Consider the following 17,435-nt stretch of genomic DNA (forward strand, 5'->3'; position numbering starts at 1 on the left):
TCGGTGTGCCGAAACTCTCCGACGCGCAATGATGGCGGCGTGACGACAGTGACGGGCCGGTTGTGGCGGGATGGCGAACCTCGCGACGACGCGTTCACCTTCGATGCCATCTCGGACTGTCTGGCCTCCGACGATCAACTGGTGTGGGCCGATCTCTACGACCCGGACCACTCCGCCCTGCTGGCGCTTGCCCACGAACTGCACCTCAACATGTGGGCCGTCGAGGATGCGATCGCGCCGAAAGAGCGCACCAAAGCTGCTGTCTACCAATCGCATACGTTCTTCACGGTGTACGCACTGGACGTCCGCGATACCGGCGGCGACAGCGATTCCATGCTGGTCAAGCACCGCATCTCGGCCTTCGTGCTGCCCCGTGGACTCATCACCGTTCGGCTGCCGAGCATCAACGGCGAGCAACCGCCCTTCGACATCGGTGAGGTATCGCGACGTTTCGATGAACTCGGCGGGCAATCCCACGGGGTCGGCGCTCTGGTGCACGGCCTGCTCGACGTGGTGGTGGACGGACACTTCGATGCCGTCCAGGCCCTCGACGATGCCATCGAATCCCTGGAAGACGAACTGTTCGCCGACGCCGGACCGCCACACGGCTTGCAGCGGCGGACCTTTCGGGTCCGCAAGGATCTGGTGGACCTGCGGCGGGTCGTGCTGCCGGTGCGCGAGGTGGTCAGCACCATCCAGCACCGCCGCCTCGATGCCAAGACCTCACCCGAGCTCGACCCCCTCTACGCCGACCTGTACGACCACGTGCTGCGCGCCTCGGAGTGGACCGAGTCGCTGCGCGACATGGTCACCACCGTGTTCGAGACGAACCTGTCGCTGCAGGACGCCCGGCTGAACACCGTGATGAAGAAGCTGACCGGCTGGGCCGCGATCATCGCCGTGCCGACCGCGATCACCGGGTTCTACGGCCAGAACGTGATGTACCCGGGCCTGGAGACCGTCGGCGGTTTCCTCACCAGCTCGGCGCTGATCGCCGTGCTGGTGCTGATCCTGTACGTGATGTTCAAGCGCCGCGACTGGCTCTAGGGGCTCCAAGTATTCGTCAAGATTCCGCCAAGCGTGCCGCCCGATGCTGTGCACACCTCGCAACAAGCGAGAACGGACACCGTCATCAGGAGCCACCCGCATGTTCAGCAGCCGTATCACCACGTTCGCCGCCATCACCGTCGCCGCTGGGGCCCTGGGTCTCGCCTCCGCGGGAACCGCATCCGCCTTTCCCGTCGCTCCGCTCGCCCCGGCGCTCGACAGCACCGATGTGACCTTCCTCGACAACATCTACGCCGAGGGCATCTCCTACCCCAGCGATGTGCACGCCATCGACGACGCGTTCCTGGTCTGCGACTACCTGGCCGCGGGGCGCGACGGCACCGACATCAGCACCGAGATCATGGTCAACAGCGACCTCTCGCCCCACCAGGCCGCCACCATCGTCGTCGAGGCAGCCGCGGCGTACTGCCCGCGCTACTTCGACCAGGTCGTCGCCTGACCCAGCGGGGCACCGACAGTGCGGAAATGCGCGACCTACCCACCGCAGATCGCGCATTTCTTCACGTTGGGCGAGTTAAGCGGACCGCTCACCGCCCGAGGGGCGTGCGCATAAACGGGGCGCGGATGCGAGACTCTTCGGATGATCATCGGGATACCGCGCGAGTCTCAAGCAGGTGAGACCCGCGTTGCCGCCACGCCGCAGACCGTCGGCCAGATCCTCAAGCTCGGCTACTCCGTCGTCGTCGAAGCCGGCGCCGGCGCGGCCTCGAGCTTCTCGGACGCCGCCTATGAGGAGGCCGGCGCGAGCATCGGGCCATCCGAACAAGCACTGTCCGCCGATGTCGTACTGAAGGTCAATGCACCGGATGACACCGAGATCGACGCGTTGAAGGCCGGCGCAACCCTGGTCAGCCTGATCTCCCCGGCGCTGCGGCCCGAGCTCGTCGAGAAGCTGTCGACCCGCCCGATCACCGTGCTGGCCATGGACGCGGTGCCGCGCATCTCCCGCGCCCAGTCACTGGACGTGCTGTCCTCGATGGCCAACATCGCCGGCTACCGCGCCGTCGTGGAGGCCGCGCATGCGTTCGGGCGGTTCTTCACCGGTCAGGTCACCGCCGCGGGCAAGGTGCCCCCGGCAAAGGTGCTCGTCGTGGGCGCCGGGGTGGCCGGCCTGGCCGCGATCGGCGCGGCAGGCAGCCTGGGTGCCATCGTGAAGGCCACCGACCCGCGGCCTGAGGTCGCCGATCAGGTCAAGTCCCTGGGCGGGGAGTACGTCTCGGTCGACCCGGCCGCCGCCGAGGTCTCGGCCACCGGCTACGCCAAGGAGATGGGCGACGATTACAAGGCCCGCGAGGCCGCCGTCTACGCCGAATTGGCCCGCGAGGTCGACATCATCATCACCACCGCCCTGATCCCCGGCCGGCCCGCGCCGCGCATCATCACCGCCGACATGGTCGCCTCGATGAAGTCCGGCAGTGTGCTGGTGGACATGGCCGCAGCCAACGGCGGCAACGTCGAGGGCACCGTCAAAGATCAGGCCATCGTCACCGACAACGGTGTCACCATCATCGGGTACACCGACCTGGCCGGCCGGCTACCCGCGACCGCGTCCCAGCTCTACGGCACCAACCTGGTCAACCTGCTCAAACTCCTCACCCCCGCCAAGGACGGCGAACTCGGCCTCGACTTCGAGGACGTCGTGCAGCGTTCGGTGACCGTCGTGCGGGACGGCGAGACCACCTGGCCCCCGCCGCCGGTGCAGGTATCGGCGGCACCCGCAGCCGCCAAGGCCGAACCGGTGCAGGCGCCCAAGGCCAAGGAGCCGATGTCCACCGGCCGCCGGTTGGGCATCGCCCTGACCGGTGCGGCCATCCTGTTCGTGCTGCTGGCACTGTCGCCGGCCGCGCTGCAGATGCACCTCACGGTCTTCGCCCTGGCCATCGTCATCGGGTACTACGTGATCGGCAATGTGCACCACGCGTTGCACACACCGCTGATGTCGGTGACCAACGCGATCTCGGGCATCATCGTCGTCGGCGCACTGCTGCAGGTCGGGGAAACCGATGCTGTCATCGCCGCCCTGGCCACCGTCGCCATACTGCTCGCCAGTATCAACATCTTCGGCGGCTTCGCGGTCACGCGCCGCATGCTCGCGATGTTCTCCCGCAGCTAGCGTCTTGCCTACCCGATCGGAATCGAACTCCCCATGTTGACCCTGGAAACCGCTGCGACCGCGGCCTACGTCGTGGCAGCACTGCTCTTCGTCCTCTCCCTGGCCGGACTGTCCAGGCACGAGACGTCCCGCGCCGGCATCAGCTTCGGCATCGTGGGCATGGCGATCGCGCTCATCGCGACCATTGCACTGGCCATCAGCCACCAGATCGAGCCGCTGGGCCTGGGGTTGCTGTTCGGCGCCATGGCGATCGGCGCGACCATCGGCCTGTGGCGGGCCCGGATCGTCGAGATGACGGGCATGCCCGAACTGATCGCGCTGCTGCACTCGTTCGTCGGCCTGGCCGCGGTGCTGGTCGGCTGGAACGGCTACCTGCACATCGAGGCGCATCCCGAAGGACCGGACGCCATCGCGATGTCGGAGCAGGGCATGCTCGGCATCCATTCCGCCGAGGTGTTCATCGGCGTCTTCATCGGCGCGGTGACCTTCACCGGGTCGATCGTGGCCAACCTCAAGCTCTCGGCCCGGATGAAGTCCGCACCGCTGATGCTGCCCGGCAAGAACATCCTCAACCTGGGGTCGCTGGTGGCATTCGCCGCGCTCACCGTCTGGTTCGTGATCGACCCCAGCCTGGGGCTGCTGATCGCGGTCACCGTGCTGGCCCTGCTGCTGGGCTGGCATCTGGTCGCCTCCATCGGCGGTGGCGATATGCCGGTCGTGGTGTCGATGCTCAACAGCTACTCGGGCTGGGCCGCGGCCGCGGCGGGCTTCCTGCTCGGCAACAACCTGCTGATCGTCACCGGCGCGCTGGTCGGCTCGTCAGGTGCCTACCTGTCCTACATCATGTGCAAGGCCATGAACCGCTCCTTCATCTCGGTCATCGCCGGCGGTTTCGGCATCGAGGCCGGCCCGGCGGAGGACAAGGACTACGGCGAGCACCGCGAGATCACCGCCGATGCCGCCGCCGAGCTGCTGAGCTCGGCGTCCTCGGTGATCATCACCCCCGGCTACGGGATGGCCGTGGCCCAGGCCCAGTACGGGGTTGCCGATCTGACCCGCAAGCTGCGCGAGCGCGGTGTCAACGTCCGCTTCGGCATCCACCCGGTCGCGGGCCGGCTGCCCGGCCACATGAACGTGCTGCTGGCCGAGGCCAAGGTCCCCTACGACATCGTGCTGGAGATGGACGAGATCAACGACGACTTCGACGGCACCACCGTCGTGCTCGTCATCGGCGCCAACGACACCGTCAACCCGGCGGCCTCCGAGGACCCCTCCAGTCCGATCGCCGGTATGCCGGTGCTGACGGTCTGGAACGCCGACAACGTCATCGTCTTCAAACGCTCCATGGCCTCGGGCTATGCGGGCGTGCAGAACCCACTGTTCTTCCGCGACAACACCCAGATGCTCTTCGGCGACGCCAAGGACCGGGTGGACGCGATCAACGCCGCCCTGTGATGCCGTGACGCGGGTGCCCGCCTGGTCGGTGCCCGCGTTCTTCATCGTCGGTGCGATCTCGCAGTACATCGGTGCCGCGGTCGGCGTCTTTCTGTTCGAGACCACCGATCCCGCGGCGGTCGCCTGGCTGCGCGCGGCGGCGGCGGCACTGGTGCTCATCGCCTGGCGCCGGCCGTGGCGGCGGGCCTGGACGCGCCGCGGCGTCGCGGTGGCCGGCGGCTTCGGCATCGTGACAGTCGGGATGAACGTCGCCTTCTTCGAGTCGATCGCCCGGATCCCACTCGGCACCGCCGTCGCCATCGAGTTTTTGGGGCCGGTGGCCGTCGCGACGCTGGGTTCGCGACGGGCACGCGACATCCTGGCGGTGGCGATGGTGACTGCCGGCGTCGCATTGCTGGCCGGGGTCCGGACCGGGGCCGACACACTCGGCATCGTCTTCGCGCTCGTCGCTGCCGCGCTGTGGGCCGGCTACATCCTGCTCGGCAAGCGGGTCGCCGACGCGGGCGGCGGGCTGGACTCGCTCGCGGTCGGGATGGCGGTGGCCGCGGTGGTGCTGGCGGTCCCACTGTTGAGCGGCCAACTGCTCGAGGACGCGGCCGTGTTCGCCGAACCCCGCACCTGGCTGTTCGGTCTCGGTGTCGGCGTGCTGTCCACCGCGGTGCCGTATGCACTCGATCAGGTGGTGCTCACGCGGGTGGGCCGAGCACGGTTCGCGCTGCTGCTGGCGTTGCTTCCAGCGACGGCGGCCGTCGTCGGAGCGCTGATGCTGCAACAGATTCCGGCGGTGGCCGAGGTGGCCGGGATCGCCCTGGTGATGGCCGCGCTGGTCATCAGCGCGGGCGGGCAGGAAGCGGCGCCGGGTCCGGTCGGGGGCTAGTGTCACCCGTCGCCGGTACACCTAAAACGGCGGTGGGTTCGCTTCGTAGTGGGCGCGGTTGAGCCCGCGTTCGTGGGCTATTCGGTATGCCCGGTTCTGCGCCCGGGTGCGTTTTCGCTTGGGAGCGGCGAATACTCGGTGCGTGCCGGGAGGTGGGGCCGGTGGCAACACGAGGGCTGCGGTCGGCTGCGCGATCTGCGGGAAGAACAGCGTCCCGCCTGGTGTAGTGGTGTACATACGGCCGTTGGGGGCGGAGATCGTGATCGTGCCATCGGCGTGCTGCTGGTCGTTCCAGCCACCCGGTCCGCAGTGAAACGTTTTGATCAGGTGATGAATCCGGCAATACAGCTTCGTGTTCGACGGATGTGTCGGGCCGTAGGGCCACGGAGTCGAATGGTCGACATCGCAGCGCGTGACCGGGACATTGCACCCGGGCCAGCGGCAGGTCAGATCCCGGCAGCCGATGAACTCGGTGAGCGCGCGGGACGGTTGGTAGCCGCGCTCGGCCCCCAGATCGGCTGCCGCAGGTACGGGCCGGATCGTGGCGTGCGGTCTCATCTCGCGGACCTTTTCGGCGGGGACAGGTCCATAGCCGGGCAGTAGCGCGGGACGGTCCGAGCTGCCCTCGACAGTGTCCCGTTCGCCGTGCAGATGGAGGACGATGTGCCCGTGGGGAGCCTCGTTGCCGGCAGCCGGGCATTCCTGCTGCCCGCATAAGCACGGCAAGCTGGTCGCGCCCAGGGCGAGCGGCTCGACAGCATCAGCGCGGCGTTCGGCGGTCGTGCGTGGATCATCCGGGCACACCGTGCGGACCAGGTCATCGAGGCGCTGATCGAGCATCGCACCGGCCGTGGCATCGAGGCGGCCGTAGATCTCGACCAGCCCGTCACCGCACGGCTCGACCGAGATGCTGCGGGCACGCCGGGATTCCCGGGCCCGGCGCACCGCATCGGGATCGACGTCGATGACCATCCAATCGACGAGTTCGGCGACGCGGTCATCGGAGAGCCCGTTCCACGAGGGCGCCGCCTTGGCGAGTAGGGCGTCGATGACGGACATGATGTCGGGGTCGGTGATCAGCCCGGTGCGGTGCAGGATGATCCGCAGCACCCGTAGATCCACCACACCGGTGGCGAAGACCTCGGCGAAGCGGGGCAGGTGGGCAAGCAGGGTGCGGCCCTGGGTGATCATGGTGCAAGCGCGGCCGCGGCTGAGCCCCAGTTCGGCGCCGAGTTCGGCGGCGACCAGCTCCCAATCATCGACGATCAGGTCCTCGAACGCATTGCCCAGCTCCGCCATCCGGGCGACCGCGAACGTGCCCGCGGCCAGTATCTTCGCGGCCACCGCGGTGCGTTCGGCGCGCAGCTGCTCGCGTGCGGCGTCCAGTGCCGTCACCGCCTCCGTCGCCGCCTTCATTCTTCGAACATACATTCGATTACCGACAAGTCCTGACACGCGTTCGTGTCATGTCTCAAGACATCGGTGACAGTTCTGTATCAGGACATCGGTGACACTTCGAGGGTTCTTGGTGGTGACACTTCTGCGCCGAGGCTGCGGGGGTGGCTGTTAATGAACCTATCGATCCTCGTGTCCGGTTGGCGATCTCACAGTGGCCTGATGACGCGCCGCGTGGGGCGGTCTCGACGTTTTGCGCCGAGCACGGTATCTCCCGAAAGTCGTTCTACGCGTTACGTCAGCGCGCGAAGACCGATGGGCAGGCCGAGGTGCTCGAGCCCATGTCTCGGCGGCCGAAGTCGAGTCCGTCGAAGTTAACTGAGGAGGTTAGGCAGCAGGCCGTGGCCGTGCGTGCCGCTCTGGAGGCTTCCGGCCGCGACCATGGACCGATCAGCGTGTACGACAAAATGCACGCGATGGGCCTGCCGCAGGTCCCTTCCATCGCAGCGTTGGCACGGATCTTCCGTGAGGCCGGTGTGGCTCGTCTTGAGCCCAAGAAGAAGCCCCGTTCGGCATGGCGACGGTTCGTCTACCCGGCCCCGAACGCGTGCTGGCAAGTCGACGCTACGCAGTACGTGCTCACCGGTGGCCGCACGTGTGTGATCTTCCAGCTCATCGACGACCACTCCCGCTACGCGGTGGCCTCCCATGTGGCGTGGACGGAGACTGCCGAAGCGGCCATCGCAGTGTTTGACAAGGGTGTGGCAGCCTGTGGTGTTCCTCAACGGTTGTTGTCGGACAACGGAATTGCGCTCAATCCCTCGCGGCGTGGCTACCTCGGCCGACTCGTCAAACACCTCTCGCGGCTAGGGGTTCAGGCGATCACCGGCAAGCCCGACAAGCCCACCACGCAGGGCAAGAATGAACGCTTCCATCAGACCTTGTTCCGCTACCTCGACAAGCAGCCGCTTGCCAGCACGCTGGCCGAGTTGCAGGCCCAGGTCGACGCGTTCGACGACATCTACAACACCGAACGTCCCCACCAAGGGCTGCCAGGACGCGTCACACCGCGCACGGCCTGGGAGGCAATCCCCAAAGCTGAACCACCGCGCCCCAGGCCCGACGCGCCGGTTCTTCCAGCGGTCACCACACCGCGCAGGTCTGCGCCCACCGACCTTCCCGCCGGCACCACCGTCGCAACCCTGACCAGCGCCGGCGCATTCGTCCTCGCCGGAGTTCGCTATCAAGTCGACGGTGGGCGCGGTTTCCAACAGGTCTTGGTGGTCGTCGACGGCGAGAAGATCACCGTGGCTGACCTGGACGGCGAAGTCCTCATCGAACACACCCGACCCGCACCGGGGGTGAAGTACGTCGGCAACGGACGCCCCCGCGGTCCACGCCCCAAGAACGAGAAACCGTCACCGATGTCCTGAGACATCCACTGTCACCGATGTCCTGATGCAGAACTGTCACCGATGTCCTGAGACATCACACCTGACACGCGTTCGCACGTCCTCGATCAGTTCTCGGGCCCGTTTCGCGGCTGCGGAAGTACTGGGTTCGTAGACATCGCGGGCCGCGTAGAACGGTGCGGTTCGCCGACGTGTGACGAAACCACCCTCCAGCAGGTCGGATATTCCGAAGTAGTACTGAGTGCCATATTCCAGTACTCTCCGAATGGTACTGCTCGATCGATCTGAGTACCGTTTTTCGAGAGGTGTCTGCCGTGCCCGTCGACCGCCTGCTCCCGTCCGACGAGGCGAAAGAACTCATCGCGCTCACCCGCGATATCGCCGACAAGCTGCTCGACCCCATCGTCGACGCCCACGAGAAGGCCGAAACCTATCCCGACGGGGTGTTCGCGCAACTCGGTGCGGCCGGGCTGCTGAGTCTGCCCCAGCCCGAGGAGTGGGGTGGCGGCGGCCAGACCTTCGAGGTGTACCTGCAGGTGCTCGAGGAGATCGCGGCGCGGTGGGCGGCCGTCGCGGTCGCGGTCAGCGTGCACAGCCTGTCCTCGCATCCGCTGCTGGCCTTCGGCACCGATGAGCAGAAGCGGCGCTGGCTGCCGGGGATGCTCGCCGGTGACCAGATCGGCGCGTACAGCCTCTCGGAGCCACAGGCCGGGTCCGATGCGGCGGCGCTGCGGTGCGCGGCCACCCCCGATGGCGACGGCTATGTGCTGAACGGATCGAAATCCTGGATCACCCACGGCGGCGTGGCGGACTTCTACACACTGTTCGCCCGCACCGGTGAAGGCTCCAAGGGAATCAGTTGCTTCCTGGTACCCGGCGACCTGGACGGCCTGACCTTCGGCAAGCCCGAGGAGAAGATGGGCCTGCACGCGGTGCCCACCACCGCGGCGTTCTACGACAATGCCCGTATCGACGCCGACCGGCTGATCGGCGCTGAGGGACAAGGCCTTTCGATCGCCTTCTCAGCCTTGGACTCGGGACGACTGGGCATCGCGGCGGTCGCCGTCGGCATCGCACAGGCCGCCCTCGACGACGCGACCCGCTACGCACATGAGCGAACCACGTTCGGCCGCAAGATCATCGATCATCAGGGGCTGGGATTCCTGCTGGCCGATATGGCGGCCGCGGTGATCAGCGCCCGTGCCACCTACCTGGATGCGGCACGTCGACGGGACCTGGGGCTGCCGTATTCCGCGCAGGCCAGCGTCGCGAAACTCATCGCCACCGACGCCGCCATGAAAGTCACCACCGATGCTGTCCAGGTGCTCGGCGGAGTCGGCTACACGCGCGACTTCCGCGCCGAGCGGTACATGCGGGAAGCCAAGATCACGCAGATCTTTGAGGGCACCAATCAGATTCAACGCCTGGTCATCGCCCGCGGACTCACCGAGTAGTCACCGGCGTTCGAGGGCCCCGAACCAGACTCAACGCCTGGTCATCGCCCGCGGACTCACCCTCTGACGAATTCGCCGATCGCCGAGAGGAACTCGTCCGGCTTCTCCACCATGGGACTATGCCCCGCACCGGCGATGACGCGCGGGGTCAGACCCGCCGCGGAGTACCGCGTGACATTGGGGTCCGTCGGCGTGAGCGCGTCAGTCTCGCCCCAGACGACCAGCACCGGCTTGCCCAGATCGGTCAGCGTGTCCGCGACCGAAGGGGGCGCGCCACTCTTGGAATCGCAGACACCCCGGTAGGTGAGCCGTTCCAAAGACCGGTAAGCGAACTGCGGCACCGGATAGTCCGCGGCAAAGCCGGTTTGCAACGAGCCCTCGGTGATCGCCGGGACCCGACGGAACTGATCCATCGCGGGACCGAGCACCGGCCAACACACCATCTTTCCCAGCAGCGGCATGGACACCAGATCGCCGGCGGCGGGCGTATCCGAGACCACCACCCGCTCCACCATGTCTGGATGGGTGCCCGCCAACACCGATGCGACGGTCCCGCCCATCGAATGCCCGATCAGCACCGCCCGCCTGATACCCAAGGCCGACAACGCATTCCGCACCGCACGCGCCTGCCCATCGGCCTGGAAATGTTGCGGCTCACTCGGCGCCTCCGAACCCCCGTGCCCGACGAGATCGATGGCAACGACCCGCCGGTGATCCGCCAACCGCGGCGCCACGGTCTCCCACCATTCGATGGAGGCCGAGTATCCGTGCAGCAGCACGATGGCGCGCTCACCGGGCGGCCCGTACTCGCGGACGTTGAGGTCAGGACCGTCGAGCTCCAGTACACGCCCACCGGCGAACGATTCGGCTGCGCGCGTCGCACCGGTCACCACACATGCGTTCACCAGCGCCGCGACCACGACTGCGGCGGCTGCCACGAGGGCGATCCGGAGTTTCATCCGTGGAACGCTACTGTCACCCCGCTTTCCGGCGCGAGGGAATTACTCCGGCGGTGAGGTCACCGTGATGACGGTGCCGCGACCGGACATCGAGTCGATCTCCAGCGCACCGCCCATGGCCTCGAAACGCGCCAGCAACGAGCCCAGCCCGATATGACCCTCCTCCAGACGCGTCGCGATGACGGCGGGGTCGAACCCGGGGCCGTCATCGGAGACCACCAGCACGACCCGGTCGCCCACGCGCCGCAGGGTGACCGCGACCTCCGTGGCGCCGGCGTGCTTGTGGATATTGGCCAGCAGTTCACGAGCGGCCCGGTGTAGCAGTGTCTGGGATTCCGGCTTGCCGACATCCTCCAGATCGGCCGACACTGTGTAGCCTCCGCGGGATTCGAACTGGCGCAGCAGTTCCCGGATGGCCGGGGCGAGGCCCAACTGTGCGAGTACCTGTGGGTGCAGCTCGGTGACGGTCGAACGCAGCAGGGCGGCGGTGTCCTGCAGCGCGTCGTACACCATGTCGAGGGCGGGGTCAGGGTGGGTATCGCGGAGCAGGTCGACCTCCATCCGCGCCGCCAGCAGCGTCTGCAGCGGTCCGTCATGCAGGGTTTCGGCGACCTCCCTGTTCTGTCGCTCGTCGGCCTGCATCGCCTCGGCGACCAGTTGGCGGCGCACCTCCAGCAGCGTCCGCACCCGAGCGGCCCGCAGGGACAGCACCAGGCACAGCGCGGTGGTTGCGACCGCCAGCCACAACAGGAACCCGAAATGCGTGTAGACCATGTCCGGCAGGCCGATTCGGTCATCGCGTTTGGAGTAGACGATCCACACCGCCAGATAGGCACCGGCGGTGACCGTGCCGATGATCGCCGTCAGCAACGGCCGGTCCTGGAATGCCACCGAGATGGGCAGTAGGAAGAACACCGGCAGCAGCGCGGCGGTGGCGCCGCCCGAGACCACGCACAACACCACGATCAGCAGCACGTCGACACCGGTCGACGCCCAGTCCGCCCAGCGCGGCAGCGGTCCGTTGAGCACGGCCAGCAGCCACACCACCGCGGCGGCGGCGTAGCCGCCCAGGACCACGGCATACAGCCCGGGCAGCCAGTGGTCGACCTCCCAGATCCACACCAGCACCGCAATCAGTGCGATCAACGGCAGCCGCAGCACCGCCGACACCCGAACGGGTTCGGCCGCGAAGAACTCCACGAGGCGTGTCACGTCAGTCGAGCAGCTTGCGGCGCATCGCCTCGGCCACCGCGGCCCCCCGATCGCCGACGCCGAGCTTCTCGTAGAGCCGTTGCACATGGGTCTTGACCGTCGACGGCGCAAGGTAGAGCTCCTTGGCCATCGCCGGAATCGTCAGCCCGCGCGCGATCATCGCGAGCACTTCGGCTTCCCGGGCCGACAGCGTGGGGACATCGGGCTCATGGCGGCGGCGGATCTCGCCGGCCAACGACGCCGCCAGCGCGGGCGCGATGACATCACGGCCGCGCGCACACGCCAGCACGGCATCGACCAGTTCGCTGCGCGTCGACTCCTTGGACAGGAACCCCGCGGCACCGTCCTGCAACGCCTTGTAGACGATGGCCGACTCGTCATGGGCCGAGATGAGCAGGACGCGGGTCGGCAGCTGGTCCCGGGTGACCGCGGCGGCCACCTCGGAGCCATCCATGCCGGGCATCCGATAGTCCAGCAGCGCGACCGCCGGTCGGTGGGTGCGGATCAGTTCGAGCGCGGCGACCCCGTCGTCGGCCTCGGCGACCACGTCGATGGATCCACTGGCGGCCAGCGCCCGCACCACACCGTCCCGGAACATCGGGTGGTCGTCGCCGACCACCACACGCACCTTCTGGGCCGAATCCTGCATGTGAGCAGCTTGTCACAGCGGGAGGACTCCGGGTGGCAAGATTCGGTGCGGGAGAGGCGGTGGCGGTGAACATCGAAGAGCTGCAATGGTTCGTGACGCTGGCCGAGGTCGAGCATGTCACCGAGGCGGCGGCCGAACTGGGCATCAGCCAGCCGACGCTGTCGCGATCACTGGCCCGGTTGGAGTTGCAGGTCGGGGCACCGCTGTTCGACCGCCTCAACCGCCGGCTGCAACTCAACAGCTACGGCCGGATCCTGCTGGAGCACGCTCGCCGCAGCATCGACGAAATGCGTTCGGCCACTGAACGTATCGCTACACTGCGCGACCCGGAGACCGGCACGGTGCGGCTGGCCTTCCTGCATTCACAGGCCGGCGGATTCGTGCCCGACCTGCTGCGCCGGTTCCGTGCCGAGGCCCCGCGCGTGCAGTTCGAACTCTTTCAGGGACCGGCACACGCGATTGCGGAGCGTCTCGCCAACGGTCAGACCGATCTCGCGATCACCTCGCCGCGACCCGACGGTCACCCCTGGCGAGTGCTGTACGTCGAACGGCTGTGTCTGGCGGTGCCGCGGGGGCATCGCTTCGCCGGGCGGTCCAGGATTCGGCTGGCCGACGCCGCCGACGAGCCGTTCGTGGCCCTGCGGCCGGGCTTCGGCCTGCGGCTGCTCACCGACGAATTGTGCGCCGATGCCGGCATCTCCCCGCCGGTGGTGTTCGAAGCCATGGAGATCCCGACGATGGAGGGCCTGGTCGCGGCCGGGTTCGGTGTCGCGGTCGTCCCGGTTCCCCGGCCTGATCGCACCGAACCCGGCGCCGCGTACATCCCGCTGACCGAGGCGACGGCGAAACGGCAGATCGGCCTGACCTGGAGCACGGACCGTGAGATGGCTCCGACGGCGCGGCGCCTCGCGGACTTTCTCATGCACATTCGTAATGAATTGAACTAGTATCATGCATTGGACACATCACCGGTAGCGTCCTAGCGTCGTCCGGGTGGCGACCACGGTGACCCCTGTTGACTGGCAGGGCCATTCGCGTGGGTCCGCCGAATACCGGCGCTTGCTGGCCGCATTGTTCTTCGGTGGTGTCGCCACCTTCGCGCAGCTGTACTCCCCACAGTCGGTGCTTCCGCTGATCGCCCGTGACCTGGGCACCGGCGCCGCCGACGCCGCACTGACAGTGTCGGCCGCGACCATCGGTCTGGCGCTGGGCGTCATCCCCTGGGCCGCGCTGGCCGACCGCATCGGCCGGGTGCAGGCAATGACGCTATCCATCACGGCGGCAACCGTTCTGGGGCTACTGGTTCCGCTGGCGCCGAGCTCTGCAATGTTGCTGTCCGGGCGTTTCATCGAAGGTCTGATGCTCGGCGGCGTGCCGGCCATCGCGATCGCCTACCTGACCGAGGAGGTCGACGCCGGCAATGCCGCTCGCGCCGCGGGCAGTTACGTGGCAGGCACCACGATCGGCGGGTTGGTCGGCCGCCTGGTCACCGGCCCGCTCGCCGAGTACGCCGGCTGGCGGGTCGGCGTACTGGCGGTGGCCGTGCTCTGCGGGCTGTCTGCGGTGGCCTTCGTGCGCCTCGCGCCGCCGGCCAGAGGTTTCCGGCCCGGCCCGGGCGGAGACCTGGCCCGCCGGCTCCGCGACAACCTGCGCTCACCACGACAGCTGGTGCTCTACAGCCAGGCCTTCCTGCTGATGGGCGGCTTCGTCGCCATCTACAACTTCCTCGGGTTCCGCCTGACCGCAGCGCCGTTCCACCTGCCGCAGACGCTGGTCAGCCTGGTGTTCCTGGCCTATCTGGCGGGCACGTTCACCTCCGCACGTGCCGGCGCCGGGGCCGGACGCTTCGGCCGCCGAAAGGTCCTTGTGGGCTCGATCGCCACCATGATCGTCGGTACCGCCCTCACCGTGAGCGATCACATCGCCGTGGTGCTGCTCGGACTCGTCATCGCGACCGCCGGGTTCTTCGGCGCGCACGCCATCGCGTCCGGCTGGGTCGCCTACGCCGCCGGGACCGGCAAGACCCAGGCGTCCTCGCTCTACAACCTCTTCTACTACGCCGGGTCCAGCGCCGTCGGCTGGTTCGGCGGGCTGGCATTCGACGCCGCGGGCTGGACAGCGGTAGCCGGGCTGGTCATCGGGCTGGCGGTGCTGGCGGGCGCGCTGGCCCTCACCACACTGGGAAGTCGGGTCCGCGTCGAGCACCGGGTGTGAATCCTCGGCGGCGATCGGGTCCGCTTTCCGACGACGATTCACAGTCGGCCGGACAGCCACTGTCTGCTGCCCCCATTCCACTTGTCTAACCATGTGACATATCGTGACGGTCATGGACTTCGCGATGTCTGCCAAGGCGGCTGATTACCACAAGCGGCTCTCCGACTTCATGGTCGAAAACGTCTTCCCGGCAGAGGCCTCCTACCACGCCTATCGCGAGGAGAAGGGCCCGAAGGATCACACGGTCCCTCCGGTGGTCGAGGAACTCAAGGCCAAGGCCAAGGCCGCCGGGTTGTGGAATCTGTTCCTACCCTCGGAGTCGGGGCTGACCAACCTGGAGTACGCCCCGCTGGCCGAGCTGTCCGGGTGGAGCATGGAGATCGCTCCCGAGGTGCTCAACTGTGCGGCACCGGACACCGGCAACATGGAGACCCTGCACCTGTTCGCCACCGAGGCGCAGAGCAGGCAGTGGCTGGAGCCGCTGCTGGCCGGGGAGATCCGCTCGGCGTTCGCGATGACCGAGCCCGCGGTGGCCTCCAGCGATGCCCGCAATATCGAGACCACCATGCTGCGCGACGGCGGCGACTACGTGATCAACGGCCGCAAGTGGTGGATCACCGGGGCCGCCGATCCGCGCTGCAAACTGCTGATCGTGATGGGCCGCACCAACCCCGACGCCGCCAGCCATCAGCAGCAGTCGATGATCCTGGTGCCCGCCGACACCCCCGGCGTATCGATCGAGCGGTCGCTGCCGGTGTTCGGGTGGCAGGACCAGCACGGACACTGCGAGATCACCTTCGACAACGTCCGGGTGCCCGCGGAGAACCTCTTGCACGAGGAGGGCAGTGGCTTCGCGATCGCCCAGGCCCGCCTCGGCCCGGGCCGGATCCATCACTGCATGCGCGCACTGGGGGCCGCCGAGCGGGCGCTGGCGTTGATGATCGACCGCGTGCAGACCCGTATCGCGTTCGGCAAGCCGCTGGCCGAGCAGGGTGTGGTGCGCGAGCAGATCGCCAAGTCGCGCAACCAGATCGACCAGGCCCGGCTGCTGTGCGAGAAGGCCGCCTGGACCATCGATCAGGAGGGCAACAAGGCCGCCCACGTGCTGGTCTCCCAGATCAAGTCGGTGGCCCCGCAGATCGCGTGCGACGTCATCGACCGAGCCATCCAGGTGCACGGCGGCGCCGGGGTCTCCGACGACTTCCCCCTGGCCCGCCTGTACGGCTGGCACCGCGCGATGCGGCTGTTCGACGGGCCCGACGAGGTGCACATGCGCACCATCGCCCGCGCCGAACTCGGCAAAGAAAAGAGCCCTTTCGCCGCAGCGGTCACCGCACGATGACCGCGATGCTGGCGGGAGCGTGGAACTTTCGCGATGTTGCCGAGTCCGCCGGCATCCGGCCCGGCCTGCTGTTCAGGTCCAGCGAACTGAGCCGCCTCACCGACGAGGGACAGGCCGCGCTGCTCGCACTCGGCATCAACGATGTCGCCGACCTGCGGTCGCGGCGCGAGCTCGAACGCCGCGGACCCGGCCAGGTGCCGGCGAGCATTTCCTTGCACCACTTGCCGTTCCACTTCGAGGATGACTCCGAGCAGGACGCGCCGCACGAGGCCACGTTCCAGCGGGTGATGTCGGAGTCCCCCGACGGTGAGGACGTCGCCGAGTCCGCCAAGCGGTACATGACCGAGGTGTACGAGGAGTTCCCGTCCCTGACCGGCGCGCAGGTGGCCGTGCGCCAGGTGATCTCGCTGCTGGCCGACGGCAGGCCGGTCATCGCGCACTGCTTCGCCGGCAAGGACCGCACCGGGTTCACCGTCGCCACCGTGCTCGAGGCCGTCGGCGTGCCGCGGGACGCGATCCTGACCGACTTCCTGCGCAGCAATGACGCCATCGACCCGCTGCGGATGAGCATCATGGAATCGGTGAAGGCCCGCGCCGGCGAGGCACCCGAGGTGCTGACCTTCGCCGAGGCGCGGCTCACCGACGCCGTGCTCGGTGTTCGGGCGGAGTACCTCGAGGCTGCCGGCCGCAAGGTCGACGAGCTCTATGGATCGGTCGGCGGTTTCCTGGAGGCCGCCGGGGTGACCGAGGCCGAGCTGGCCCGGCTGCGCACCCAACTCACCACCTGATTTCTACTAGCTGAGCAGGACGCCGACGACCCAGGTGACCGTGGCCAGCAGCGCGCCGGTCAGCTCCACACCGACCGACAGCGCCACACCCTTGAGTGCGTGCACCGTCGAGGCCCACGCCCGGGTGGTGTCACGTCGCATTGCCAGTTCGGCGGCGAACACCCCGAGCACGAATCCGATGAGCAGACCGATGACGGGGATGACGAAGAAGCCGACGATTCCGGCCACCCCACCGATCACCAGCACCGATGTTCGGACCTCGGCGCGGCGCATACGCTGGACGGGCCAGGTGTACTTGATCACCTCGGCGATGACGAAGAACGCTGCCGCGATACCGAATGTCACCCAGGACGTGGTCGAACCCTCGACGTAGGCCCACACCCCGATCGACGCCATCACCAGCAGGCCGCCGGGCAGGATCGGGATCACGATGCCGGCCAGCCCGACGGCGATGGCCAGCGCGACCAGGACGATCCCGAGGGTGCTCACCCCCTGAA

Annotated in this window: 16 protein-coding genes; 11 read left to right on the forward strand and 5 right to left on the reverse strand. The window is 67.8% G+C overall.

Features of this window, described 5'->3' with window-relative positions:
• Window positions 1-39: 39 nt before the first annotated feature.
• The 5 genes from EXE63_RS14160 (at window position 40) to EXE63_RS14180 (ending at window position 5,513) form a co-directional block, all read left to right on the forward strand.
• The gene (locus EXE63_RS14160; RefSeq protein WP_168142450.1) at window positions 40-1,047 is read left to right on the forward strand and encodes a magnesium transporter CorA family protein; all 1,008 of its coding nucleotides are present in this window, start codon (window positions 40-42) and stop codon (window positions 1,045-1,047) included.
• Between the two features lie 100 nt (window positions 1,048-1,147).
• Window positions 1,148-1,507 (forward strand): DUF732 domain-containing protein, encoded by a 360-nt coding sequence (locus EXE63_RS14165; protein WP_168142451.1) that lies wholly within the window; start codon window positions 1,148-1,150, stop codon window positions 1,505-1,507.
• A 141-nt stretch (window positions 1,508-1,648) separates the two neighbouring features.
• The gene (locus EXE63_RS14170) at window positions 1,649-3,181 is read left to right on the forward strand and encodes a Re/Si-specific NAD(P)(+) transhydrogenase subunit alpha (RefSeq protein ID WP_168142452.1); all 1,533 of its coding nucleotides are present in this window, start codon (window positions 1,649-1,651) and stop codon (window positions 3,179-3,181) included.
• 33 nt (window positions 3,182-3,214) lie between these two features.
• Window positions 3,215-4,636, forward strand: a complete 1,422-nt coding sequence (pntB, locus tag EXE63_RS14175; RefSeq protein WP_168142453.1) for a Re/Si-specific NAD(P)(+) transhydrogenase subunit beta — start codon at window positions 3,215-3,217, stop codon at window positions 4,634-4,636.
• 4 nt (window positions 4,637-4,640) lie between these two features.
• Window positions 4,641-5,513 (forward strand): EamA family transporter, encoded by an 873-nt coding sequence (locus EXE63_RS14180; RefSeq protein WP_234904494.1) that lies wholly within the window; start codon window positions 4,641-4,643, stop codon window positions 5,511-5,513.
• 21 nt (window positions 5,514-5,534) lie between these two features.
• Here EXE63_RS14180 and EXE63_RS14185 read toward each other — a convergent pair whose 3' ends face one another.
• Entirely contained in the window at window positions 5,535-6,929 is a 1,395-nt protein-coding gene (locus tag EXE63_RS14185; RefSeq protein ID WP_168142455.1) for an HNH endonuclease signature motif containing protein, read from the reverse strand.
• Between the two features lie 143 nt (window positions 6,930-7,072).
• Between EXE63_RS14185 and EXE63_RS14190 the strand changes: the two genes are divergently transcribed.
• Entirely contained in the window at window positions 7,073-8,341 is a 1,269-nt protein-coding gene (locus tag EXE63_RS14190; RefSeq protein WP_168142456.1) for an integrase core domain-containing protein, read from the forward strand.
• 293 nt (window positions 8,342-8,634) lie between these two features.
• The gene (locus EXE63_RS14195) at window positions 8,635-9,774 is read left to right on the forward strand and encodes an acyl-CoA dehydrogenase family protein (RefSeq protein WP_168142457.1); all 1,140 of its coding nucleotides are present in this window, start codon (window positions 8,635-8,637) and stop codon (window positions 9,772-9,774) included.
• Window positions 9,775-9,830: 56 nt separating this feature from the next.
• Here the strand turns inward: EXE63_RS14195 and EXE63_RS14200 are convergent, their stop codons facing one another.
• From EXE63_RS14200 to EXE63_RS14210, 3 genes are read right to left on the reverse strand one after another with little or no spacing between them, the layout of a single operon-like run.
• Window positions 9,831-10,733: an alpha/beta fold hydrolase gene (locus EXE63_RS14200; RefSeq protein ID WP_168142458.1), complete on the reverse strand. Its 903-nt coding sequence runs from the start codon at window positions 10,731-10,733 to the stop codon at window positions 9,831-9,833.
• A 42-nt stretch (window positions 10,734-10,775) separates the two neighbouring features.
• Window positions 10,776-11,945, reverse strand: coding sequence for a sensor histidine kinase (locus tag EXE63_RS14205; protein ID WP_234904495.1), 1,170 nt, complete (start codon window positions 11,943-11,945; stop codon window positions 10,776-10,778).
• A gap of 1 nt (window position 11,946) precedes the next feature.
• Window positions 11,947-12,594: a response regulator gene (locus EXE63_RS14210; protein WP_168142460.1), complete on the reverse strand. Its 648-nt coding sequence runs from the start codon at window positions 12,592-12,594 to the stop codon at window positions 11,947-11,949.
• A 65-nt stretch (window positions 12,595-12,659) separates the two neighbouring features.
• Here EXE63_RS14210 and EXE63_RS14215 point away from each other — a divergent pair, with 65 nt between their 5' ends.
• From EXE63_RS14215 to EXE63_RS14230, 4 genes are all read left to right on the forward strand, one after another.
• Window positions 12,660-13,541 carry a LysR family transcriptional regulator gene (locus EXE63_RS14215; protein WP_168145582.1) on the forward strand — a complete coding sequence of 294 codons (882 nt, stop codon included), beginning with the start codon at window positions 12,660-12,662 and terminating at the stop codon, window positions 13,539-13,541.
• Between the two features lie 58 nt (window positions 13,542-13,599).
• On the forward strand, window positions 13,600-14,808 hold the full coding sequence (locus EXE63_RS14220; protein WP_168145583.1) for an MFS transporter: 1,209 nt from the start codon (window positions 13,600-13,602) through the stop codon (window positions 14,806-14,808).
• 112 nt (window positions 14,809-14,920) lie between these two features.
• Window positions 14,921-16,150, forward strand: a complete 1,230-nt coding sequence (locus EXE63_RS14225) for an acyl-CoA dehydrogenase family protein (RefSeq protein WP_168142461.1) — start codon at window positions 14,921-14,923, stop codon at window positions 16,148-16,150.
• Window positions 16,147-16,938: a tyrosine-protein phosphatase gene (locus EXE63_RS14230; RefSeq protein WP_168142462.1), complete on the forward strand. Its 792-nt coding sequence runs from the start codon at window positions 16,147-16,149 to the stop codon at window positions 16,936-16,938. The genes EXE63_RS14225 and EXE63_RS14230 overlap by 4 nt, the downstream gene beginning before the upstream one ends.
• 6 nt (window positions 16,939-16,944) lie before the next feature.
• Here the strand turns inward: EXE63_RS14230 and EXE63_RS14235 are convergent, their stop codons facing one another.
• A complete protein-coding gene (locus EXE63_RS14235) occupies window positions 16,945-17,427 on the reverse strand; it encodes a DUF456 domain-containing protein (protein ID WP_168142463.1) in 483 nt (160 codons plus the stop codon).
• Between the last annotated feature and the right edge of the window lie 8 nt (window positions 17,428-17,435).

Origin of the sequence: Mycolicibacterium frederiksbergense (genome assembly GCF_012223425.1) — a bacterium.
GTDB classification, from domain to species: domain Bacteria; phylum Actinomycetota; class Actinomycetes; order Mycobacteriales; family Mycobacteriaceae; genus Mycobacterium; species Mycobacterium frederiksbergense.

Bases quoted from the DNA above. Each gene is read 5' to 3' on its own strand.
- EXE63_RS14185 (WP_168142455.1), bottom strand. From the start codon at position 6,929: ATGAAGGCGGCGACGGAGGCGGTGACGGCACTGGACGCCGCACGCGAG.
- EXE63_RS14170 (WP_168142452.1), top strand. From the start codon at position 1,649: ATGATCATCGGGATACCGCGCGAGTCTCAAGCAGGTGAGACCCGCGTT.
- EXE63_RS14210 (WP_168142460.1), bottom strand. From the start codon at position 12,594: ATGCAGGATTCGGCCCAGAAGGTGCGTGTGGTGGTCGGCGACGACCAC.
- EXE63_RS14200 (WP_168142458.1), bottom strand. From the start codon at position 10,733: ATGAAACTCCGGATCGCCCTCGTGGCAGCCGCCGCAGTCGTGGTCGCG.
- pntB (WP_168142453.1), top strand. From the start codon at position 3,215: ATGTTGACCCTGGAAACCGCTGCGACCGCGGCCTACGTCGTGGCAGCA.
- EXE63_RS14165 (WP_168142451.1), top strand. From the start codon at position 1,148: ATGTTCAGCAGCCGTATCACCACGTTCGCCGCCATCACCGTCGCCGCT.
- EXE63_RS14225 (WP_168142461.1), top strand. From the start codon at position 14,921: ATGGACTTCGCGATGTCTGCCAAGGCGGCTGATTACCACAAGCGGCTC.
- EXE63_RS14230 (WP_168142462.1), top strand. From the start codon at position 16,147: ATGACCGCGATGCTGGCGGGAGCGTGGAACTTTCGCGATGTTGCCGAG.